Below are 23,373 nucleotides of genomic sequence, written 5' to 3' on the forward strand. Positions count from 1 at the left end.
CCTGTGGATCGGCTCTTATTGACATGGTACGGGGGCCGTACTAGTTAGATCGGACCAGGTGCCAGTACCACAGCATCATCAAAAGCTACGCCTGCCGAAGTGGTCCGAAATCCTATTTTTCCTGCTGTCAATTCCGTCTCGGGATTGGTCCATTCCACTTTTAATTCTCCATCCACATAACCTTTTATTGTGTTCCTTTCAATGGAAGCCTTCATCGTATACCACTGGTTCGCCTGAGTTGTAAACGGAGTACTGGATACAAGAGTCATGACGTTGTCCACGGATTTGTACAACTCCAGCTTTTGGACTGCGGAATGGATTCGGAGCATATAGAAATTACCCGCATCCTGTACCCTGAAGAGAATGCCTGCGTTGGCATTGGTGATGGGCATTTTCGCTTTGGCTTCGTACGTATAATCCGTCCAGGAATCGCCGGCAGCAATGACTGCAGTGGCAGCTTGATTCTGAATCAAGGTTTTTGTGCCGTCCGTTGTTACATCCCAGGAACCTGAAGCAGACGTCCATCCTCCGGCATTTCCATCTTCGAAATCGTCGCTGAATCGGATGACCGTAGGATCCGGATTCACGGGTGATTCATTCACGTCCGTGACTTGGATCGTAAAGGTCTTCTCAACATACAGCCCGCCTGAGTCTGTACTCCTTACCCGGATGCTGTAGTTATCCTTAGCTTCGTAATCAGGCGTTACGGCTAGATACAACTTATTGTCCGAAATGCTGAAGCTGTTGTTGTCCATATCCCCTGCCCCTGCTATCAGCATGTAAGCAAATGTTTCCTCCGCATCAGGGTCGCTGGTGGAAAAGGTTCCGACCACACCTCCCGCCGTCGTGTTTTCAACAACACTGTTGTGTGAAAGGGCAATCTCCTCAGGCGCTTTATTGAGGAGACTAACCACGGCATCGTCAAAGTGGACGCCCGCTGAAGTGGTCCGGAATCCGATCCCCCCAGCCGTCAATTCGGTTACAGGATTGGTCCATTCCATCTTTAATTCTCCATCCACGTAACAGGAAATCGTGTTCCCTTGTATAACCGCCTTAACCTTATACCACTGTTTCTCAATGGCCGTGAAGGGTGTACTGTTTACAAGTGTCAATTGTCCATTCACGGATTTGTACAACTCCAGCTGTTGATTCGATGAATGAATGCGATACATATAATAATTGTTTGCATTCTGCACCCTGAAGGCCAAGCCCGCGTTGGCATTGGTGATGGGCATTCTCAATCTGGCTTCATAAACGTAATCCGTCCATGAACCCCCGCTGTTAGCGGTAATCAGGGAGGTGGTTGTCTGGTTCCCGCTGGACAGCACGTGATTCGTGCCGACTGTCGGGACGGTCCAGCCACCGGACATCGACGTCCAGCCCGCCGTGTTACCGTCTTCGAAATTGTCGCTGAATAGCGGAGGTTTTGAATTGGAAAAAACGATACCATTTACATTGTTATTGACGGTAACATTCAAGTCGTCCAGGGTTGTTGCAAGCTTGCCTCCGACATAAACATCCGTGAACGTGACGCCGTTAACCCTTCCGCCTTTCGTGGCATTCCCGGAAATTCTGGATTTCTGGGTGCCGGTCTCGCGAACATTGATGTTCTTGACTACAACATTGCTTACATCGCCGGAAGTGCTGGTGGACACTCCAAGCCAATAGTTCCCGAATTGATTGATACCGACGCGTTCGATATCGATATTCTCAAACGTAATATTTTGGGCGTAACCTTCCTCCGGGAGCGTATTCAGTTGGTATCCATGATCAATAAGCAGTGCTCTGGCGCTTTGATACACATACGAATTTCGGATGGTTACGCCGATTTGCGGCTGGGCTACACCCATGCCAATCTTGAAAGCCGCGCATCTTGTCCATGCAAAAGCGTCATCAAAGACCACGTTCTCCAAATGTTCAAGCTCGCCCGGCCAGTCTTTGGACATCCCCGTTTGCAGCCAGGTTTTAGTGGAATACGTGTCATCATCCGAGATGGCAATCGAATGCTGAACAAGCACGTTCTGACTTTCATTAATATCGATAACGTCATTCTCGATTTTGTATAAATCCTGGAATCCCTTAAGGTTGTTTATGGTCACATTGTCGGAACGAACCACCATAAACGACCAGAAACCGCCATCCCGCAATATTAAACCGTCAAAAGTAAAATTGGATGTTGCGATCGGAACGAGCAGGTTATTGAGGAACCCTTCATTCTTATTCGGCGCCGGCATCTTTCGCTCTCGCATCGCAATGCCTTTTCCATCAATGGTTCCCCGTCCCCGTATTGTAATATTGGTGGAATCTACGGCAGTACGAATAAAATACGTTCCATCCGCGTTTCGTGAATCCTTGCGAAAATCAATCACGTAGTCTTCCCCCTTGCCCGTGCCGACAATGACGGCGCCGCCGGCCAGGTAAAAGGTTACGTTGCTTTTTAATGTCAAGTTCCCGCTCTTATAAACACCTGCCGGAATGAATACAACGCCGCCGCCGGCTTCATGGGCGTCATCGATCGCCTGCTGAATCGGACCCGATGCCAGCGATGTGCCCGTGTTATCCGCATGGTATGGCGACTGCGTCACATTATAAATCCCGGCACCTGTGGACGGGGGAATATCCGTCTCCAAGGGATCTGCCGCGATGACCATCTTTTTCCTCTGGTCATTGATTTTCACGATCACATAGGTTGAGGATGAAAGCAAGAAGGTTAGCTTGTTCCCGTTGACCGTGCCTTCGATGTTTTTGGCCTGAGGACTGATGGAGAATGATGTAATCGGCACATTGTTGGTAACTTCGATACGGACCGTCCCGGAAAAAGAAAATTGAGCATAATCATAATCAGCCAGATAACTGATTACAGGAATCGCTTCGTTATTCGCTTTCAATGAAAACACGCTGGATGCTGTATAGATGGATGGCATCGGGTAATTTTGTATCGTGGCCGGATCAGCGGCATCCATCATATCCATTGAAGAAATGGAATAGCTATCGATTTCTGCGGCACCCGCAGTTCGGGGTGAGAATCCTGTGATCATTACGGCAAGCACCACCAACAGACTAACTGCTTTTCTTGTAATGGTAAGCATAAATACCTCCTCAAGATTATCTATCCACCCCATGATAATAAGGCGGCGCAACTTCTGTTCGCCCGGTTGTATTCTTGCTTAGTTTTTTTGTGAAGGCGCTAACATTTTACCGGAAGCAAGCAGCCCGCTTTCTGACGTTCACTCCCCCCTCCATCCAGACTTTTCTCTGTCACGATGGATTATAATCCCTGCCCATAAAAAAAGGAGTGGGGCAAGCCCACTCTCCAGGGATACATTTTAACTGTTCTCCATCGCTCTGCCGTTTTACCAGCAGCCATAGCGTTGCGGGAATGAAGATCTGTGTGTGAGACGCTACCTTCTTTGATTGTTACCAAAGCTAATTTTCCATTAAGGTGTTTCAGTATTGGATAAATCATCGTAAGAAAGGACTCTCGAAGTCATATGCTCAAAAGTTCCCTTCTCCAGAATTTCTTGGCCCATGCGATGCAGCAGCGATAGTGCGGCGCGAAAAGGTCCTGAACCGGTGCTGATGCGCTGAATCCCTAGTGCTTCAAGTTCATTTGCGGAAGGCATTCCCGGCCCGGCCAATACATTGATCGGACAGCTTATTTCATGACGCAATGTTTGGATGTCGGAGATATCCTGGATTCCGGGAACAAAAATACAATCTGCCCCGGCTTCCTGGTAGGCATGGGCCCGCTTGATCGTCTCTTCAAACCTCCTAGCAGGCGGCATAGACCTGATCCAGTAAGAATCGATCCGGGCATTGATAAAGAGAGGATAAGCCATGGCGTTCCCCAGCTCCCGGATGACGGCTATTTTTTTTTGCTGGACCGGAATATCAAGCAGCGGCGCTTGTCGGTCCATTCTGCTGTCTTCAATGTTAATTCCCGTCGCGCCTGCCTTGATCACCTGCTTAACCGACTCTGCGACTTCATCGGGTGTTTGTCCATACCCGTCTTCCATGTCCACGGTAACCGGAGTATCCACGGTTTGCACAATCCTGCGTACCGTATCCAGCATCCTATCAAAGGGCATATTCCGATCCGCATACCCATGGGAAACCGCAATGCCTGCACTTGTCGTGCCAATGGCCTTGAAGCCGCACTTCTCAAAAGTTTTCGCGCTTGCAACATCCCATGCATTAGGCAAAATAAAGAAATCGGAATGAAGCTTTTTAAAGGCGGCAAGCTGTTCAAGCTGTTTTGTCATGTCCATACCATAACCCTCCCCATCTACATTCTGGTGTACTTTTGTATATAGTATAAACCGAGTACTATTCGATACACATCGAAATATGGAATGCACATTGCGCTTTAGAAGGATATGGTACAGTCTGTCAAGAATAATAATCAAAAGCTATAAGAAATTGAGTGAATACGGTTGTTGGCCTTCGACCCAGGAAATATTAATAATCTATAAGACGGCGATTATCGTTCCATTGACCGTACATCTTGTTTTCTCTCGTGTTGGTTATGAATTTGTCTAATCTGCTCTTAAATAATTCCGGCTGATTCTTATAGCTTTGTATCGTGTCGATCCGAACTCTTTTATAAAGATCCGGAAATGCCATGAAATTCTCATATACTTGCTTTTCCTCTTTAAGCCTTTGTTCGATGCCCCCATCTATTCTGAAAGAACCGGGATCCATGTCAGGAAGAACCCTCCTGCCTTCGTCACTCATGAACCCCAACTTTTCGAGGCGGCGGACACGTTCTTTATTTAATTCGGTCCATGTGCTTTTTTTACTTCTAGGAGACAGTCTCTGGGCCAGCCCGGTTTCGGACACTTTCTTTTTGACTCCGTCAATCCATCCAAAGCATAAGGCTTCCTCAACGACGTCCAAATATAACAACATATCAGGGGCTGGTGTCATACTTACCAAGACCAAGCAAGACTTCTCGGTCTTGCCATGGTTCTGCAGCCAAATTCTTAAATCCTCTCTCGTTTTTGCTGGAATGACATTCTCAATTTTCATAGCTATAACCCACCCTCCTCCTTTCTAATGAGAATATAAAAACATGGCCTTTCATTGGAAGGCCATGTTTTGAATGAGTTACTGTTTGTTGGAAATGACACGATCAAGAAACTTATCTGCGTCGCTATTAAATTTCCAGGCAATTCCGAATTGATCAACCAGCATGCCAAAGCACGAAGACCAAGGGGTATTGGATAACGGCATTACGACATGACCGCCAACAGACAATTGGCTAAAGTAGTCTTCCAATGTTTGTTTATCATCCATGACTACACTAATAAGCACGTTATTTCCTTTTACCAACTCACCCGTTACCGCCTTCATGGAAGGCAAAATATCCGACATCATGATTTTTCCGCCTGCAAATTCTATTGAAGACTCCATGATCATATTTAATTCATTTTCTGGCAATGGATAATTTGGATCCTGCGGAAAATCCCTAAATTTCACTTTTTTTACCTCGTTCGCATTGAGAGCCTCCGAATAAAATTCAATCGCTTTTTCGGCGATTCCATCAAAATTCAAATATGCTATAGCTGACATAAAGTTGTACCTCCTTCTTTTGATAAATGAAGTATAATTTATTAGTGGTGACAGACGCATGTCACCATTTAAAAATTTGTACCAAAAGAGGGGCAGCTATGGAGAAGGTTGAAAGATTAATATCGATTATCATGATACTGCTAAAAAAAGATATCGTTTCAACAAAAGAATTCGCACAATTATTTAACGTTTCCAAAAGAACGATTCTTCGCGATATGGAAACACTGAGTTTATCCAACATCCCCATCTATTCTGTTCATGGAATTCATGGCGGATACGGTATTATGGATGAATACAAGGTGGATAAACGTCTTTTAAGCAGCTCCGACTTAGAGAATATATTGACTGCGCTCGGCGGATTGGAACAAATTCTAATTAGCGAAGAAGTTGAAGTAACCATTAAAAAAATAGAAGCCATGGTTCACCCCACGTCACTGAAAGGTTCAGTCCGACTGTCATTTTATGATTGGGAGGGTCGGTCCGAGGTTCTTCAAACCTTGAAGACATGCCAGGAATCGATCTCAGGGAATAAAATAATTTCATTTGATTATATAGATAAAAATGGCATGATAACGAATCGAATCGTCGAGCCGTATCAGCTTCATTATAGCGAGACGAGTTGGTATTTGAAGGGATTCTGTTTACATCGTCAGAGCTATAGAGCATTTAAATTATCCAGGATCGATAATCTCAATATGAATGAAGAAACCTTTAAACCGAGAGATTATGCATTAGAACAAGAAACAACCCGTTATCAACCGCGACTTGTCGCTATAAAGGCATTGATTTCGCCAAGCATAAAAGATCAATTCATTGAAAGGTACGGTCGAAAGAGTATTTCAAACTATAATTCTGAATATTTCTTGGCAACCATTTATGTACCTCAAAACCATATTGGATTTCAATTTTTAGCAGGTTTCGGCACGAATCTGGAAATCGTAGAACCTGAATCATACGTGGAAGAGTTTCGAAAGTATTTATATAAAATGGTGGAGAAATATTCTTATTTGGAAAATTAGGATTTGAGCTGGGCTTCTGTTAAAAAGCACTGTCAAACATGCGTTCCATTGATTCGGCGTCTTTAGAAACCGCGAAGAAAATAAATCGCCCCTTCGTCTTTAACACGTGATTATCGACCAGAAAATATTCATCGGGGCGATAGTCCTTGAATTTCATTTTCTGTGCTTCGATTCGTTGCTCCATATTCACTTTGACGCTTTCTGCCTGACTCTCATCCTTCAGCTTGATAATGGCCAATTCATCAGCTTTTACATTCGATGTAGACGTATAAAGAATAAAATCATCCATGCTGTCTGCATCCATCTTGTACAATTTCTGCAGCTTATTCAGATCCTGCTTTTTCATGTCTTTTAGGCTAACTGCCTGCTCGATACTTTTTCCGATTTCGGTGGCAGTCAATTGTTCTGAAGTCTTGTCATCCTTGCCTGCGCAACCGGACAATACGCCAATTACGACGATGAATGCAAGCATAACGGGGTAAAAACTCCTTTTCCCGCTCCATTGTTTCTTCATTTAATCACTCCGTTACATTTTTGATGGATGGGTCCTCGAAAAACGTATTCGCATTATAAAGCAATAGCATGTCCTGGATCCCCTGCTCGTTCACGAAAGACGCTAAATCCTCATCATAATACCGAAGGTCTACCACATGTATTTCGCTAAAATGCTTAATTAAGAAAGGAATCAGGCTGTTAGCGTACGAATCTTTGACCACCAGCAGCTTTCTATCGCTCGGATTAGCCGTTTTAATATGGATTCGTGCATGGTTACCGTTAAGAAACACCGCATATTTATCCTTCCTGAGCAGCTGCTCCATCGCATACAATGAATCCGTGGTCTTCTCTTCATCGACATACGTTACGGTATATTTCTCTTGATCCTTTGACATATAAAGCTCCAAACGATCGGACTGTACATGTCTGAAACCGCTTTTTGAATAAAGCGAGCCGTAAAATACATCGGTTACTTGCTGGATGTTAAACTCTTCCTCTTCCTGTGGTGTCAGCCCCATTTGTCTGCAAAGTTCCAGGTAAGCGATATAAGCGCCTTTCGTCGTCCAATGATGATCGGTTTTATAATATATAGGTTGATCACGCGCAGCATATAAACTTGGAAAAACATCGATAAAACGTATATTGGGATTCAGCCATTGCTTTACTTTTTTCAAGTATGCTTCTTGATCGCCGATGATCGCATATTTCGGGAGCTTGTCTTTATATAGAGCGGCTGCCGTTGGTACCAGCATCACATATTTATTCATTTCCGTCGTGGCCTGGTCAAACGAATGAATGGCTTCGAGCTTCTCCCTCAAGTCCTCTTCCGCCGGGGAAATAACATCCTGAATCAGATACCCGTTTGTTCCTAGGTAAACTCCGTTGCTCTCCTTTTTTCCCAAGAGCCGGTCCGCATCGGTTTTTGCCCCGATCCAAAAGTCTCTGAAAACAAATTGGTCGGACACATATTTTTCGAAATCGGCTGTGAAATCTCCTGACAGCAATGCTTTCAGCGACAAGTGCGGCAGCTGCTTCAGCATCCGGTTTTCCGACTCCGAAAATGAACGATCCACCGCCAAAAGATGAAGAACTGCGATTACGCTAATAAATAGGAGCAGCAATAAGGCCAGCAATTTATTTTTTAAATTTTTGTAATATCCCATGGCTGTCCCCTTTTAAAATCGAAAATATAAAAACGGATTGTAGGTTTCATTGACCAAATAAGCCGTCGACAGGATCATGAATAAAAAATAGATAAGCGGAACGGTAATCACGCCGGCGATTCTCCATTTTTCCCTCATGCAGGATAACATCTTTCCTGGAAGCGGAGTAACACAGATTGCCAACACGACAAACAATACACCATTCGCAGACAAATCATAGAGCGCCTGCTGATCCGCAAAAGCATGCCCGCCGAAACCGAACATCACGCCGATGAAACGCCAAGCGGAAGCCAGTTGCTCCATTTCGAACAATACCCAGCCGATCACAACGACCAGAAGCGTGTAAACATGGCCGACAAAAGCGGGTAAACGTCCAAGACTTTGCAAAAGAAATCGTTTCTCGATGATCACAAAGAATCCTAAATACAAACCCCACATGATAAAGTTCCAGCTGGCTCCATGCCATAATCCGGTTAAAAACCATACGACCAGTAAATTCCGGAGCTGCTTCATAAAGCCTGACCTATTACCGCCAAGCGGTATATAAACGTACTCCCGAAACCAGCTGCCGAGCGAAATATGCCATCTGCGCCAAAATTCGGTTACGCTTTTTGAGATGTAGGGGTATCGGAAATTTTCCATGAAATCAAATCCGAACATTTTCCCTAGTCCCCGTGCCATGTCAGAGTAACCACTGAAATCAAAATAGATTTGCAGAGTAAATGCGGTAATGCCAAGCCAGGCGGAGAGTACGCTCAATTCCTCGATCGGCGTCGCTTTAACACTCGCCCACAATAATCCGATATTATTGGCCAACAGCACTTTTTTGGCAAGTCCCCTGATGAACAGCTCCGCCCCTTCGCCAAAACGGTCCAGCGACACCTTACGGGAAACGAGCTGTTCCGCGATATCGCCGTATTTGACGATGGGACCCGCTACAAGCTGCGGGAACATGGTCACATATGCCCCAAAAGAGATGAAATTCTTCTGCACCGATACTTTATCCAAGTATACGTCAACGACATAAGACATCGTTTGAAAGGTATAGAAAGATATGCCCACAGGCAGCGGCAAATCGTCTGCTTGGATATTCATGTGAAACAACAGATTGATGTTGTCCACGACAAAATCCGCATATTTGAAAAATCCGAGAATACCCAGACTGCCGACCATCGAGCCGATAAAAATCGATCTGGCCATCAGCTTCCGATGTCTATACTTATCGATCAGCAGCCCGTTGATATAATCGAAGACCGTGGAGAAAATCATGATGAAAATGTATATGGGCTCTCCCCATGCATAAAAAATCAGGCTGACAACAAGGAGGACAGCATTTCTAAAATTCATCGGAGAAACGTAATAGATCAGAATGGTGACCGGCAGAAAGAGGAACAGGAATATTAGGCTGCTAAAGACCAATACTCACACCTCCATGTTGATTGATCCATAACATGTTATTCCACTTGATCTTTTACCAGGTCCAGCATGCTTGCGTAAAACTCCGGTTTAAAATGAATCCCGTCCGAATCGTACAGATTATTTGAGCCGTTTGAAAATATCGGGGACAAATCAACATATCCAATGTTCTCTTTCTCCGCCAACTCTTTTAAGCCTTGGTTATAATCATTGATATTTTTATATCTTGGTTCCAGCTCTTCCGCTTCTGCCGTTACCGGGGTTACCGATAAAAGAGTTATTTTCGCTTGTGGAAGCTTTTCCTTGATCATCCCGATCAACTTCGCATAGTTTTTCAAGGAATAGGTTTTGGGGTTATCCGTTGGCCACAAAATGTCATCCGATCCCAAGTGGATAAAGACATGTTCCGGATCCCGCTTAGTCAACTCAGCCATATCTTGAAGTGCAAACTCCGCCGTTTTTCCTGCGCCTGCCAGAACATTCTCCTCTTTAAGCACATCATGAAATGATAAACCCTCCGTAATGGAATCCCCCACAAAAACGCTGTTCTGGAAAAGTGCTTGATACTCGGTTTCTACGGAGTCTTTTGATTCCGTTGCCTGTCCTTGGTTTTGAGTGGTCGGTTGCTGCGGACTCGAGCTTGAGGATTCGTTTCCGCATGCTGCCAATACAAGTGCAATACTCCCAAGGAGTAGGGTTGCAACTATTTTTTTCATGTTCATGTTCCTCTCTTTCTCTTTAATTTAAATTTAAAGCTTCTTTAATTCCGTCTAGAATAGAGCTTGCCATCCGGTATTGGAAATCTTCCGTCAGCATTTCATTCTCTTCTTGTGGATTCGTTAAATAACCCATTTCGATTAGAGCGGCCGGCATGTTCGAATCCTTCAAGACAAAGAAATCCTCTTTTTTTACTCCCCGGTCCCGAAATCCGCTGGTCTGAACCAAATGCTTTTGCATAATTTCCGCCAAGAACTGGGAATCTTCATGATAATAGTAGGTTTCTGTACCCGAAACACTAGCGTCTTCGTACGTATTTCCGTGAATGGATATGAATATATCCGCACCCAGTCGATTGGCGATTTCCGGCCGTTCCCGGTCAATCGAAGATATAAAGCGATCCTCTGATCGAGTGAGAACCACTTCAATCTGCGGCTCTTGTTTTGCCAGTTCTTCTACCTTTAGCGCTAGCTGCAGCGTAAAATCCTTCTCAAAACTACCACTGGCTCCCGTTGCGCCGTTATCCTTACCGCCATGTCCTGAATCAATCACGACCTTATAAGGTGTTTCTGACCGGTATTCTAGCGTTCTTATCTTATCCGAGCGGACATCCATGCCGGCTTTGCGGTCGCTTGCCGTCCCTTCCCTCGAAACAAGTTGACACAGCAGAACGATCACCAGCGCAGACATAAGAGTGATTATAATCGAGCTGCCTTTTCTCATACGTTCTCTCCTCCTCCTGATAAAAGTGTAGTAGCCAGAGATCAAGATAAGGTGCAGATGATATCAAACTTTCATAGAGTAATAGGCTTTGGCGGCGGCAAACAAAAAAGAGCTGTTCCTGACAGGTCCATAAGAACCTTCAAGAACAACTCTTCAATTAAAAAAGCGCAGAACCGGGTTCTACGCTTTCTTATTCAAATGAAAATAGAATAGGACTCCATCAGGAGTGTTGGTTACACCATATCGGACACCATGCATTTCCAGAATCTTTTGGGAGATAGAAAGGCCCAGCCCGGTCCCTCCAGTCGACCGTTTTCGGGAAGGCTCGCCGCGATAAAACCGGTCCCAGATCTTCTCAAGCTGTTCGCTTTGAATGTGGACTCCTTTATTTTCGATGCATACTTTAACGGTGTCCCCATCTTCCAAGATACTGACAAGAATGGACTCCTGCTCCGGTGTATAGCGAATCGCGTTGCTGAGGAAATTGACAACGACCTGCTCCATTCGCCGCTCATTTGCCAGCACTTCGACTGGCTTCAGTGACATATCAAGATGTAACTGCTTTGTTTCGATGTCCGCAGCCAATTTTGTACATACCCGCTCGATAACGGTGTCGATATAAAAGGAATCCATGTCCATGGTATACGTTCCGGATTCATACTTGGCCAATTCCAGCATATCCACGATCAGCAGATCCATTCTTTTGACCTCGTCCTCCATCGCCTTAAAGTAATAATCCCTTTTATGGCTTGCCACCCCGTCCTTCATAATGGCCAGACAGCTCTGAATAACGCTTAGTGGAGTTTTCAGCTCGTGGGATACGCCGGATATAAATTCTTTTCTCGTATTCTCCAGCTGCTTTTCTTTCTCGATATCCTGCTCAAGCCGAAGAATATGAGAGTGCAGGCGCTCGGAGAGCTCATTAATGTTGCGTGATAAGTCCCCGATTTCATCCTTCGTTGTAATGGGGATTTTCTCCGAAAAATCAAGGTCTGCCATTTGCCGTGTGGTACGGTTGATGCGCAGCAGCGGCCGTGTGATCTGTCGAGAATAATAGAACGATGCCAGCACCACGAGAAGCAGAGTAGCAATAATGATGTACACATAGTATTCCTTGATCATCCCTGCGGCTTCATTAACCGGCTGGAGTGACGCCATCGCGAACAGATATGCGGGATTTCCGTCGCGATCTTGGATGCGATTCACGATAATTTTGTAATTCACGTCATTTTCTTTATAATCTACGATCTGATTGGGGTTCCTGCTATCCTTCCAGTCGCCGTACAATAAATCCGCTTGGAAAGCCTGGATGCGGTCCAGCAACAAGTGATTGGTATAACGCGAGACCCCTGCGCCTTCCGGTAACTGGACCTTCATAATGGTTCCCTCGACCAGAAATGTGGGATATTTCTCAAAGTATTGGTTCGGACTCGCAAATCGAGTGACGACCTCGTACTCTTTTCTTATCATCTGCGAATTTTCCAGCCTGCTTTCGTCTCTTAGGTTAGAATTACCCCTTCCCATCCGCTGGATCACCGGCTGGCCATTCATAATCAAACCTTCCATGGCGATCTCTTCCCCTTCTTTAATCCAAGGCGTGAGGAACGGATTATCACTGCTGAAGTCCTCTACGTCGATCACACTATACAGAGGAATGGTCATCGTTTTATTGGAAAACATGGTTTCTTCCGAATGTCTTAGCTTGACTTTCATGAAGAAATCATCGGTGTACTTTAAATTACCTTGGGTGTCCACAGTCGTAACCCAGATGTTATGCTTTTGATAAAAATCTTGCTCCAGCTTTGCCGTCTCCTGCGTGTCCGTTGTTTGATTCAGGTAGTCTTGTTCGTAAGCCTGAAGCGCCGCGCTCACGTCCTTCACTTTCTGATGAACATAATACTGTTTGAAAAATACGGTCTGCAAGGTAAAGATAACAGCAAGAATGAATAAGCATAATCCCGTCGTAAATAGAAACAGCTTAAGAACAATGCCTTGTTTCATAACTTGTCCTCGAACTTGTAACCTGATCGAACGATCGTAGCAATATGCTTGGCGTGCTCTCCCAGCTTGGAACGCAGATTGCGGATATGACTGTTGACCGTACGCTCATCACCGACAAAATCATACCCCCAGATTTTTGTAATCAGCTGTTCTCTGGTTATAATAATTCCTTTGTTTTTCATCAGATAAGCCAAAATTTCAAATTCCGTATGCGTCAAACTGCAGTTTTCCCCATCCACCGCCACCGTTCGGGATGGAAAGTGGATGGAAATACCGTTGCTGGACAATGTATCGTCTTCTTGTTCCCGAGTCTGTCTGCTCTCCAAAAGCCGCTTCGCCCGTGCCAGCAAGATTGGAGGGCTGTACGGTTTGGTTACGTAGTCGTCGGCTCCCAGTTCAAAACCCATCAAGGTATCATCCTCATCCGAACGGGCCGTCAGCATGATAATCGGAACGTTAGATACTTTTCGGATGCGTTTGCATACGGACCATCCGTCCAATTCAGGGAGCATGATATCCAGAATGATCAGATCCAGCTCATGTTCCTGGAATAGCCCCAAAGCTTTTCTGCCATCATCCGCTTCGAGCACTTCATAACCTTCTTCAAGCAAATAATCTTTTATGATTTCTCGTAAAATATGCTCATCTTCTACAATCAATATTGTTTTAGACATGTGACAACCTCTCAAGTTTTATGAGCATTAGCCCCTCATACTCACCAGTGTGTACTTCAGTTGGATCGTAACACTTTTTCAAATACTAAACAAACGTAGTCATCTGAGACACAACTCTAATCTATATTGGGACTAATCATAGAATAGAGAAATCAAGATCGGGTGCAGACAAGATCAATATGGAGTGATTATGTAACAAGCTTCGTCTTAAGCTCTTGTCGTTCAATTAGGAAAAAAACTAATACTACAAACTGAAAAAAGCCGCAATTTATGCGGCTTTCAAAATCCATATGTCATTGTCATCTGAGTCATCTGACAATTTCGGCGTCCTGCCATGAAGTTTCTTCATACATTTAATTACCGCTCAAACTACCTGACGTAATGAGACGGAATAAGAGTTTCGTTCACTTCTCCATTCCCGTACCGGCGCCCGTCAGGCCCAGACGGCTGTTGAACAGCTGCTCAATTCGGGTGCAGGTATCCGCCGGGGTTTCCATGCCGGCCCACAGCAGATTCAGCTCATCCAGGAGCGTCGATATTTCAGATTGGCTCAGGTTGAGGGTATGAAGCGGATAAGCGTGAGGCAGCACCTCCAGAAAACGGTTATAGTGCTGCGGATGAATGTCCGGATTCAGCAGACGGTCATCTTCGGCCACCGACCGCAAAGCCGGAATGGTGCAGCCGTGCTTCTTCAACAGCGTCTGCGCCTCCTCACCTGTCATAAAATCCACGAGTTTCTCAGCGATATTCCGATGACTGCTCGCAGCGTTGATCGACAGCCCCCCTCCAAGCAGCATCGTTGCGGGCTTGGTGCCGTTCGGCAGGGTCATTACATCCCAGTCGATGGAATGATCGCGGAATTCATTCATGAAGTAATAGGTGGACATGATCATGGCAACCCGTTCCTTCATAAAGAGGCTCTCGGCTAAATGGCTGCTGCCATGGGAGAAAATCGGCGACACATGCTCCTTGTACATAAGCGATACGCAAAACTCCAAAGCTTCGATATTCCGCTGATCCGCCATCGTGCTCCGGCTGCGGTCTGCAGCCATAATGCTGCCGTCATTTTGAAGCAGGAAGACCGGCCAGCGGTTCGGAGACGAGGAGAAGCAGAAGCCGTAATGATCGGTCATTCCGTCTTCGTCCGGGGCCGATGTGCAGGCTTTGGCCGCCGCCAGCAGCTCCTTCCAGTCGCCAAGACTGATAGGGTAAGGCAGGCCGTGCTGACGGAAGATCGAACGGTTGTAGCAGATGACCACCGGAGAGAACACAAACGGCGCCGCAAGCATGCTGCCCTCATCGTTGAACAGGTCGAACACCCTCGGATAGCTGACCCCTTCCTCCATGAGACGAGGAGGAACATATCCTGTCAGCAGATTCGTTCGCCCGCTTTCGGTCCATTCCCGGAAATGCTGATCCGACATAATAAACAGATCGGGGCCCTGACCGTCATCAATGGACCGAATGATGGTCTCGGTGTAGAAGTCCTCGGCGTACAGCACCATTTCCACCTGAACGAACGGATGCTTCCGTTCGAACGCTTCGATCATTTTCTCGATAATCGGAATTTCATAGGAGGAGGAGAACCAGGCGAGTTTCAGCACGACAGGCGTTCTGTCCTCATCCGGCTCCTTCACACGGTTGCCCTTGCCCGCAATCTTCTCGATCAGTCCTTCGTTCACCAGCTCATCCAGCGCCTTCCGGATCGATACCCGGCTCATTTCATACTTCTGGCTAAGCGTATTTTCCGGCAAAATAAATTCACCCGGCTGAAGAACGCCGGAGACGATTTCATTTCTCAATTCCTGGACAAAGCGTTCATAACGCTCATGAAATTCATTTCTTCTACGCAACAATATATACCGCTCCTATACATGTCTATAACAATCAGTATATCATGAGGAACATCAGGATTCCATGCACTCCGCTTAAAGAACGCGTATATATTTTACTCTGCAAGCTTCTTCTCAAGAAAAGCATAGGCACGCTGCCGGATATCCCTCGGGAAGTCATGCCCTTCATGACCGATCCAGCACTCGAAAGCAGATGAAGCGCCCAGAAAATCATACAAGCCATCCAGTTCCCCAAGACCCGATGCAATCTCACGCCAGTTCGGAAAAATCGGATCTCGCGTCCCGCACCACATAAACATGGGCACCGGGGCCGCAAGCGCCGCGATTTCATGCCACTCGAACGGAAGGGAGCCGTTACTCAGGCTGTCCGTTATGGAAGGGATATGGGAAAACCACTCCCGCTGCCCCCAGCGGTTCGGCTCCGGATCACCGCGGAACATCGTAAACCCGCAGCTCGAGACGACAGCCTTGATGCGTTTATCCATTCCGGCCAGAAACCAGCCGTTGTAGCCGCCCAGCGAATGGCCGATGACGCCGATCCGGTGGGAGTTTACCTGCGGCAGCGAGGACAGCACATCGACCGCCGTGATGTGATCGGAGAGCATTTTACCAACCGCAGTCCACGCGGGGTGCTCTTGATAGAACGGAGCGGTTTGAAAAGGCTCTTCCCCTGGGTAGACCCGGTCGCCGAACGTGATGGAGTCCGGTGCCAGCACGGCAAATCCGCGCTGAACCAGCTCCAGACCATACCGCCGATTCTCCCGACCGGAAGGCAGACATACATCGTCTTTTCCGTTCTCGGTTGTCGGATGAAGAGCCAGAACAGCGGGATAACCTCCCTCAGCTGGCTTTCCATGTGGAAGCAGAAGATAAGCATGGATTGGATCCCCTTCCGGGGAATGGTAAACGATCTTATGTCTTGTGTGATCTTCCTCGTCATGCTCTGATATCACCCGGAAGCCACCGCTGTTTGCGGCCACACTCGGCTTGTAATCAACCGGCCCCGGAGGCTCCCCCAACAGCTGCAGCCAGCGCTCTCTCAGTCTGGACTTCTTCTCCATCCAAGCATCAAGGGTATGTATTCCCTCTAACAGCGGCATCATGTCCCCATTAAACCGATTCATAAACGTAATTCCCCTCCTCTTCCAGCCGATACCGCCATAGCTCAGCAAAGGAACCGAAATACACGTCTCCGTTCAGGCAGGCGATCCCGCTGGTCGCTTCAGCCGGAAGCCGGTCCAGCAGCTCTGGCTGCATGTTTACAGGATTCACGGTGAACAAAGCCCTGCTCAGCAGACCCAAGAGGAATGGACGGCCCTCCCGCTCGGTCATGAGCAGCCCCTGCCGGACAATACGGCCCCATGAAGAAAGATCGCTCCGGTGAACCACTTGTTGCAGATCAGCATCATAAACGAAAAATATCGATTCCGAGGTCAGTCCATACAGGACGCCGTTCACGCCGGGAGCCAGCTGGGCAATCTCTTTGGCTCCTTGGATCGGCACCCAGCGCCGAATCACTTTCCGGTCAGGCCAACTCAACTCATACATCGCCGCTTCCCCCGCCTTGCTGATCCCACCGCCAGGTGTTTCAATGCTGGTGCCCCCGAATACCCTGCCGTCCGGCAGTGCCGCCAGTGAAATCGTGCTCTGCCCGCTGACAATTTCCAGGTGCTCTAGCATCTCCACCTGACCAGCCAACACATCCACGATGCCGAGCCCGCCGCCTGCGGCACCATAACCGGGAAATCCGCCATACAGAACATGACGTCCGTCCGGATGCGCGGCCGCACATCTCGGCCTGTGGACAGCGGCATTTTCATAGATCAGCCTAGGATTCCGGCAGGGTCCTTCTTCCGTATTCCAATCTTTTGCCGTATCCAGCAGATGGACCAAGCCGCCTGCATATGCCGCACCCACGATGATGTTCCCTTGAGCCGCATAAGCGGCGATATTGCCGCCGCCTCCCCGCTCCACGATATCGCCTCCCCAATCGGTCAGACGCCCGGCTGTGGTATCATAAGTGAACAAATGCAGCGGGTGATTGGAGGTGCCGTACAGAATGCCGTCCGGGCCTCCGTACAGCGGGGAGAGCGATGTTCCGCCTCCCTTGTAGGAAAGCGGAATCCGGCTCAAGCTCCCGTCCGCTTCCATGATGACGACCTGTCTGTCGGACAGCTGCCATTTCAGCAGTGTTCGGCCACCGTCAAGGTCCAGATGCAGCTTGTTGTAACCTGCTCCCTTATACAGGGATGGACCGACTTCCTCCGCCGACACTGGCTCCGCCCCGTGCTCGCCCAGCCGGTACCATCGTCCGTCTCCATTCTCTCCTGAAGGCAGCCAGCCGTAGACAGAGCTGTTGCAGCCCTGGAGAACGGCAGCGCTCCCGGGCATATCCGGGGGCCCTCGAGCAATATCTCCAGCTCGCCGGTTTCCTCATGGAAGCAGACGATGGCCGACGATGTCGTGCCTAGTCCGGCATAGATCTTCCCGTCGCTTCCGCATGCAAGCGTCATGGCATACTTCCTCTCGGAATCCAGTCTGCATAAGGTACGTGATGAATCTGACGAAGCGTCGAGCTCAACCAGATAGCTTCCCGGGTACGTTGTGGCGTAAACCCGTCCATCCCCTTTAACGGCAAACGCAAATCCCGCTTCCTCTTCCCCTTCAGGAATCCGGTGCTGTCCAACAAATGCTGGAGTGAACGGATCTACAATATAAAAATAGCGGCCTGCTCCCGTATAGAACCACCCCCGGGGATCACTGGCCGACGCGAACGGATACTGGCCCTCGCCCCCGGAAAATAAAGCTGGCTGCAGCTTCCCGTCTCGGGATCCACAATCAGCACGTATCCCCGGGCAGCGATTACGATGCGTTCGGCTCCGTCGTCTCTACGACAGACCGCCGCTGACCGGCTCTCATCCACGTCCGCGGGAACGCCGATCCGCTCAAAAGCCCCCATCCTCTCCGGGATCTTACCGCCGCCCGCTTTATCCGTATTACTCATCGCTTTTGGCATAACAAGCACCCACCTTGGCAACCGCGTGAATAATATCCTCAATATCCTCCAGCGAGTAGAATTCGTTCAGTGGAATCTGAACCGCCGTGACCAGAATCTCCTCCGCTACCGGACACAGGCCAGGTTTATAGGAAACGCTGCTGCCGTCAAACGGAAAATGGCTTCCCGGATAAGCCTGCCGCTTCTGGAACAGCGGCTGCAAATAGCACACCTGTGGGATATAGCCGGCACGGTTCGGGATGCCTTCCGCCTCCAGCGCTCTGCAAAACTCTTCGCGGCTGCAGGTCAATTGATCCAGGTCAAGCCGCAGCATGTAGAACCAGTATGTACAATTATGCTCCGGGTCAACCTGCGGCGGAATGACACCCTGGATTCCCTGCAATCCTTCATTGAGCCGGTCGCCGTATTGCTTACGCCGCTCGCATATCCAGGGCAGCTTCTTCAGCTGGGCGATTCCGACGGCTCCCTGCAGCTCGGTCATCCGGTAATTCGGTGCAATATAACTCGTTCCTCGGTCAACCGTGGTGCCTAGACGGCGATAGTTTTTGTCCGCAAAGGCGTGAGCGGTTTCGTAATCCTCGCGCGCTCCCGAATTGATCAGCACCATACCGCCGTCCCCGGTGGAAATATGCTTGAAATCATTCGTGCTGAAACAGCCGTAATCTCCGATGGTCCCGGTCAGCCTGCCCTTGTACCGGGTCAAATAGGCCTGTGCGCAATCCTCGATGACCTTGATGCCATGCTTCTTCGCGATCTTCATAATCGGATCCATATCGCACGGATATCCCGCGAGATGGACGACGATAATGGCCTTGGTTCTCGGTGTGATGCGCGCCTCAACCGAAGCCGGATCCAAATTGTAAGTGTGCGGCTCCAGATCGGCAAACACCGGGATGGCATTCTGATACAGAATGCCGATCAGCGTTCCCTGGTCCGTAATCGGGCTTGTTATGACCTCATCCCCTACGGAGACGCCAGCCGCACCAAGCGCGACATGAAGGGCTGCGGTGCCGGAGGATGTCGCCACACTGTATTCCCGGCCGTACATCGCATTGAAATCGGCCAAAAACTGTTTTACCTTGGAGCCGAAATGATAAAACAGCGTGTTTTGCTCCAGCGCCTCAAGCAGCTGCGCGGCCTCCTCATCCCCGAATCTTTTACCTGTGCCAAAAGGACCGGTCTTGACTGGCGCTCCGCCATGAATCGCTAACGTTTCCACGATCTGATTCCTCCTCATCGTCGTTATTCAGCTGCTGTTTTCACGCTGCTCGCCGCTTCTGCACACGGGCGCCCAAAGCGAATTTCCGTCCGTGAAGCTGACGGGTCCGCCTCCGCATTCAAAGGCTGACGCAATACCGCTCCCTGCGGAAGATTCTCGGCGATCAGGATTCCGTCTGCGCCGACCCGCAGTACCGCAGATCTTCTGGCCTGCTCCCATCGAGTGATCTCCTCGCTCGTCCAGAACGCATAACCAAGACGCTTCGCGGTTTCGACGGCAAGCGAAAGCACATGCCGGACCTGCTCCAGGTTATGGATATGCTGCTGGTGAAACAGAAAGTGAGCGACGCCGCGGACCTCCGCCACCTTTTCGAGAAACGGGGTAATCACCGACACATCCGAAAGTGTGGGATGCTCCAGATCCTGGGTCAGAAAGCCGATCTGCAGCACCCGGTAAAGCCGATTTCGCTCATGAGAACGAGCGATAGGATAATAGGGGTGGCAGGTACCGAACGGAAAGCCGACATTTCCTTTTTTGCTCGGCCCCCGGGTCTGATCCGCTTCAATGCCGTTCAACTCGCACCATTCATAGAGCTCTCCCCAGCCCTCAAACCGGGTATAGTGGTTCTTGTTCGATACGATTGGCGATCCGCTGGTGCTCCGGATCACGCTCAGTTGACGTGTGAATTCTTCGGCGCTCCATATGCCATTCTCCTGCTCCAAAGCATTGAAGTGAAAAGCCAGCTCATGCCCGGCTGCCTGAATTTCCTTGTACAACGAAGGAGAGTAACCCGGCTCGATCATGCACCAGGTCGATCGGACGCCGTTATTCTGAAGCACGCTCAACGTCGTTCGGGCCGCCTCCTCAACGTTGAAGTCGCTGTCGTGCGAAATCATGGCCACCTGATGGACGCCTTCCGGCCAATAATCCAGAAACGGAAGCGACAATCCAAGCGCATCCGCTTCCTCCATTAGCTGGCGGACAATCACCTCGCGCCACCAGTCTGCATACGGCGTATCAAAATAAGGCATCCCGGTCTCTGTCACCGAGCGGTCCTCATTCCAGTCCAGCTCACACCGGTCATCCGCCTTCAGAATGCCTTCGTCCACCGCTCCTGTTCCGTCCGGAGCAGGTATGCCGTCCTGCACGACCGGCCCTCCGCCCTGCTGCAGCATGACGATGTTCGCAGGAATGTCCACGTTCCAGCGGATCAGCCGTCCGCCGCCGAGTGGGAACTTGATGACGGCCGCGGACGCCTCGGCACCATCTTTCCGTAGCCGGCGCAGAACGCCGTCTGCTTCAACCGGCATGACAGATGTCTGCGATACCATCCACGGATCACTGATTACCGCCCTCAGAACCGGAATGCCTTGCGCATATTTTAACCCCGACAGATCGCCATACACCGCATCCCGGATGGCAAACCGGGTACAGCCCATCCGGCGGGCCATACGATTCAATCCACCGTAGCTGATGAGCGTCGCACCCTGTCGGGCCCACTGCTCCAGTCGGTTCAGATCCTCTTCCTTCTCTCCAGCGTGCAGCACGACGATGATATCGGGATGATAGGACTCAAGGGTATCGGCATCATCAAACCTTGTATAAGGAATGCCGGCATGCCCAAGCACCTCCTCCAGATAAAGCTGAAACTGGTCCTGGCTGTGTCTCCAGAGATACTCCGCCGACCGCTTGTTAAACCATAAACCGATTTTGGCTGTCTTTCTCATGATACATCTCTCCCCCTTCCCCTGCTCGCATTCGCATAGGTGCCTGTCATCCAATGCAGAACAGGGGCAAAATGATTTGCCCCGCCCCGCCGTTCTACAGATCATTTATAAAGCGTCACTTTAACCAATCTCACTTAAAAAGTGCTTTAGGATCCTTCTCTTTTATATTCGCGTTGTATTCCTGGACGATCTGGGCTCCGCCTTTGTCCATGTACTCCTGAACCAGTTTATCCCAATCGGACACGGGACGGGTGCCTGCAATCAATTTCACCTGCTCATCCATGACATACTTTTTCAGTTCTGCGCCTTTCTCGTTGTCCGTCGGCGACTCCAATCCATTGATCGGGTTGATATAAAGCTTCATATCCTTGTACATCGTTTCAATGGCGGCTACAAGATCCACCAGCTGTTTGGTCTGATACGTAATGGAATATACATTGTCCGAGTCCTGCGGTACCCAAGATGAATTATCAACATAATACGTTGAAGGACCCAGGCCGTCTCTGCCGAAGTTCTCGTTGAAGACAGGCACGCCGTCTTGCATAACGTAACCTGAACCGACTTTGCCTGACCACCAGTCAAAATCGGCGTTCTTCTCATTCTTCTGATCCTGCGGATAGAATTTGCGGCCGAAATCGATCATTTCCAGCACTTTCTTCAGCTTTTCCGGCTCATCTTCAAGTTTGGCGCTCAGCACGGTAAGGCCGTTATACCCTGCTCCAGCCGTCAGTCCCTTGTTTCCGTATGGGTCCTCGAACGGCTCCAGGTGTATAAACTCGGCTTCGGGATGTATCGCCAGCAGCCCGTTCATATAGTCCTGCGACATGCCGCGCGGCGTTCCGATGAAGATGCCTGCCTTGCCGGAATAAAATTCCTTGTTCGTGTCTCCCCAGTTCAGGATCGCGTAGTCCTTCGTCATGGCTCCCTGCTTGTAAAGCTCGGACAGCATCGTAATAAACTCCCGGCGGCCTTCACCGATTATGCCCGGGATGTAGTTGCCCTGCGCATCCTGATGGTACCAGGCATCCGGGTCCCAATAGGGTCCCTGGTTAAAGTTTGGATTAATATCCTGGCCGATGGCGATCCCGTACGTGTCCTTTTTGCTGTTGCCGTCCGGATCTCCGTTCGTAAACGCCAGCGCTACCTCCTTCAGCTCCTCATAATTGGTCGGTGGTTTCAGGCCAAGCTTATCAAGCCAGTCCTTGCGGATCACCGGTACCACCTGATACTTCGGGGCATATTGTGGAATCGCATAAATTTTGCCGTTTACTCGCATGGAGTCCCATATGTAATCGGGCACGGCCTTCAAGGTCGGATAATCGTTGATGTACGGCTCGAGGTCCAAAAACGCACCCTGCTTCGCAAACTTGTTGTAGCGGTTTTTCAAGTCGGTCGACATTAAGCCGATCATATCCGGAATCTGACCTGATGCGAATACAGCGTTGATCTTTTCATCAAAAGCGGTGTTCGGTACAAAAACAGGCTTGTAGTCCACATTGAATTTCTCGTTGATCATGTCAATGCCGGGACTTGAAGTCGGCGGCGGATCGCCATACCGGAAATCGATTGCGGTAATCGAAAACTTTGGATCCGCCTGCGCCGGGCTCTTATCGCCCGAAGCCGGGGCTTTCGGCTGCTCCTCCGCTTTCGGCTGGCCGCCGCATGCAGCCAGGCTGATAGAGAGCAAGGCCGCCATTACTGCGGTAAGTCTGCGTTTCTTTAACATGAGCTTTCCCCCATTCATATCAATGTCGGAGTGTGACCTCCATCTATGATTCA

19 protein-coding genes are annotated in these 23,373 nt (G+C 49.0%); 1 reads left to right on the forward strand and 18 read right to left on the reverse strand.

The window, feature by feature from the left end:
* Positions 1-44: 44 nt before the first annotated feature.
* The 4 genes from BJP58_RS04505 to BJP58_RS04520 all read right to left on the reverse strand — a co-directional run bounded on the left by BJP58_RS04505 (position 45) and on the right by BJP58_RS04520 (position 5,571).
* A complete protein-coding gene (locus tag BJP58_RS04505) occupies positions 45-3,089 on the reverse strand; it encodes a 3-keto-alpha-glucoside-1,2-lyase-like domain-containing protein (protein ID WP_194542968.1) in 3,045 nt (1,014 codons plus the stop codon).
* A 348-nt stretch (positions 3,090-3,437) separates the two neighbouring features.
* Positions 3,438-4,268, reverse strand: a complete 831-nt coding sequence (locus BJP58_RS04510; RefSeq protein WP_194542969.1) for an isocitrate lyase/PEP mutase family protein — start codon at positions 4,266-4,268, stop codon at positions 3,438-3,440.
* A gap of 190 nt (positions 4,269-4,458) precedes the next feature.
* Positions 4,459-5,028 carry a YdeI/OmpD-associated family protein gene (locus tag BJP58_RS04515; protein ID WP_194542970.1) on the reverse strand — a complete coding sequence of 190 codons (570 nt, stop codon included), beginning with the start codon at positions 5,026-5,028 and terminating at the stop codon, positions 4,459-4,461.
* A 78-nt stretch (positions 5,029-5,106) separates the two neighbouring features.
* Positions 5,107-5,571 (reverse strand): VOC family protein, encoded by a 465-nt coding sequence (locus tag BJP58_RS04520; protein WP_194542971.1) that lies wholly within the window; start codon positions 5,569-5,571, stop codon positions 5,107-5,109.
* A 98-nt stretch (positions 5,572-5,669) separates the two neighbouring features.
* Here BJP58_RS04520 and BJP58_RS04525 point away from each other — a divergent pair, with 98 nt between their 5' ends.
* On the forward strand, positions 5,670-6,590 hold the full coding sequence (locus tag BJP58_RS04525) for a helix-turn-helix transcriptional regulator (protein WP_194542972.1): 921 nt from the start codon (positions 5,670-5,672) through the stop codon (positions 6,588-6,590).
* 19 nt (positions 6,591-6,609) lie between these two features.
* Here the strand turns inward: BJP58_RS04525 and BJP58_RS04530 are convergent, their stop codons facing one another.
* From BJP58_RS04530 to BJP58_RS04590, 14 genes are all read right to left on the reverse strand, one after another.
* The gene (locus BJP58_RS04530) at positions 6,610-7,104 is read right to left on the reverse strand and encodes a DUF4358 domain-containing protein (protein WP_194542973.1); all 495 of its coding nucleotides are present in this window, start codon (positions 7,102-7,104) and stop codon (positions 6,610-6,612) included.
* Positions 7,105-7,108: 4 nt separating this feature from the next.
* Positions 7,109-8,248: a DHHW family protein gene (locus BJP58_RS04535; protein ID WP_194542974.1), complete on the reverse strand. Its 1,140-nt coding sequence runs from the start codon at positions 8,246-8,248 to the stop codon at positions 7,109-7,111.
* Positions 8,249-8,260: 12 nt separating this feature from the next.
* A complete protein-coding gene (locus BJP58_RS04540) occupies positions 8,261-9,667 on the reverse strand; it encodes an MBOAT family O-acyltransferase (RefSeq protein ID WP_194542975.1) in 1,407 nt (468 codons plus the stop codon).
* A 35-nt stretch (positions 9,668-9,702) separates the two neighbouring features.
* A complete protein-coding gene (locus tag BJP58_RS04545; RefSeq protein WP_442953950.1) occupies positions 9,703-10,380 on the reverse strand; it encodes a GDSL-type esterase/lipase family protein in 678 nt (225 codons plus the stop codon).
* Between the two features lie 22 nt (positions 10,381-10,402).
* Positions 10,403-11,104: an N-acetylmuramoyl-L-alanine amidase family protein gene (locus BJP58_RS04550; protein ID WP_194542977.1), complete on the reverse strand. Its 702-nt coding sequence runs from the start codon at positions 11,102-11,104 to the stop codon at positions 10,403-10,405.
* Between the two features lie 180 nt (positions 11,105-11,284).
* A complete protein-coding gene (locus BJP58_RS04555) occupies positions 11,285-13,105 on the reverse strand; it encodes a sensor histidine kinase (RefSeq protein WP_194542978.1) in 1,821 nt (606 codons plus the stop codon).
* Complete coding sequence (locus BJP58_RS04560; protein ID WP_194542979.1) at positions 13,102-13,779, reverse strand: response regulator transcription factor; 678 nt, start codon at positions 13,777-13,779, stop codon at positions 13,102-13,104. Before BJP58_RS04560 ends, BJP58_RS04555 begins: the two co-directional genes overlap by 4 nt.
* A gap of 404 nt (positions 13,780-14,183) precedes the next feature.
* Complete coding sequence (locus BJP58_RS04565; protein WP_194542980.1) at positions 14,184-15,635, reverse strand: extracellular solute-binding protein; 1,452 nt, start codon at positions 15,633-15,635, stop codon at positions 14,184-14,186.
* A gap of 92 nt (positions 15,636-15,727) precedes the next feature.
* Positions 15,728-16,756 carry an alpha/beta hydrolase family protein gene (locus tag BJP58_RS04570; RefSeq protein ID WP_194542981.1) on the reverse strand — a complete coding sequence of 343 codons (1,029 nt, stop codon included), beginning with the start codon at positions 16,754-16,756 and terminating at the stop codon, positions 15,728-15,730.
* Positions 16,743-18,023, reverse strand: a complete 1,281-nt coding sequence (locus tag BJP58_RS04575; protein ID WP_233354958.1) for a hypothetical protein — start codon at positions 18,021-18,023, stop codon at positions 16,743-16,745. The genes BJP58_RS04570 and BJP58_RS04575 overlap by 14 nt, the downstream gene beginning before the upstream one ends.
* A gap of 316 nt (positions 18,024-18,339) precedes the next feature.
* The gene (locus BJP58_RS33520; RefSeq protein ID WP_233354959.1) at positions 18,340-18,648 is read right to left on the reverse strand and encodes a hypothetical protein; all 309 of its coding nucleotides are present in this window, start codon (positions 18,646-18,648) and stop codon (positions 18,340-18,342) included.
* The gene (locus BJP58_RS04580) at positions 18,629-19,867 is read right to left on the reverse strand and encodes a DegT/DnrJ/EryC1/StrS family aminotransferase (RefSeq protein ID WP_194542982.1); all 1,239 of its coding nucleotides are present in this window, start codon (positions 19,865-19,867) and stop codon (positions 18,629-18,631) included. The genes BJP58_RS33520 and BJP58_RS04580 overlap by 20 nt, the downstream gene beginning before the upstream one ends.
* Before the next feature lie 23 nt (positions 19,868-19,890).
* Positions 19,891-21,594 carry a polysaccharide deacetylase family protein gene (locus BJP58_RS04585; protein WP_194542983.1) on the reverse strand — a complete coding sequence of 568 codons (1,704 nt, stop codon included), beginning with the start codon at positions 21,592-21,594 and terminating at the stop codon, positions 19,891-19,893.
* A 130-nt stretch (positions 21,595-21,724) separates the two neighbouring features.
* Positions 21,725-23,320 carry an extracellular solute-binding protein gene (locus tag BJP58_RS04590; RefSeq protein WP_194542984.1) on the reverse strand — a complete coding sequence of 532 codons (1,596 nt, stop codon included), beginning with the start codon at positions 23,318-23,320 and terminating at the stop codon, positions 21,725-21,727.
* Positions 23,321-23,373: the final 53 nt, after the last annotated feature.

Source organism: Paenibacillus sp. JZ16, from assembly GCF_015326965.1.
Taxonomy (GTDB): domain Bacteria; phylum Bacillota; class Bacilli; order Paenibacillales; family Paenibacillaceae; genus Paenibacillus_AQ.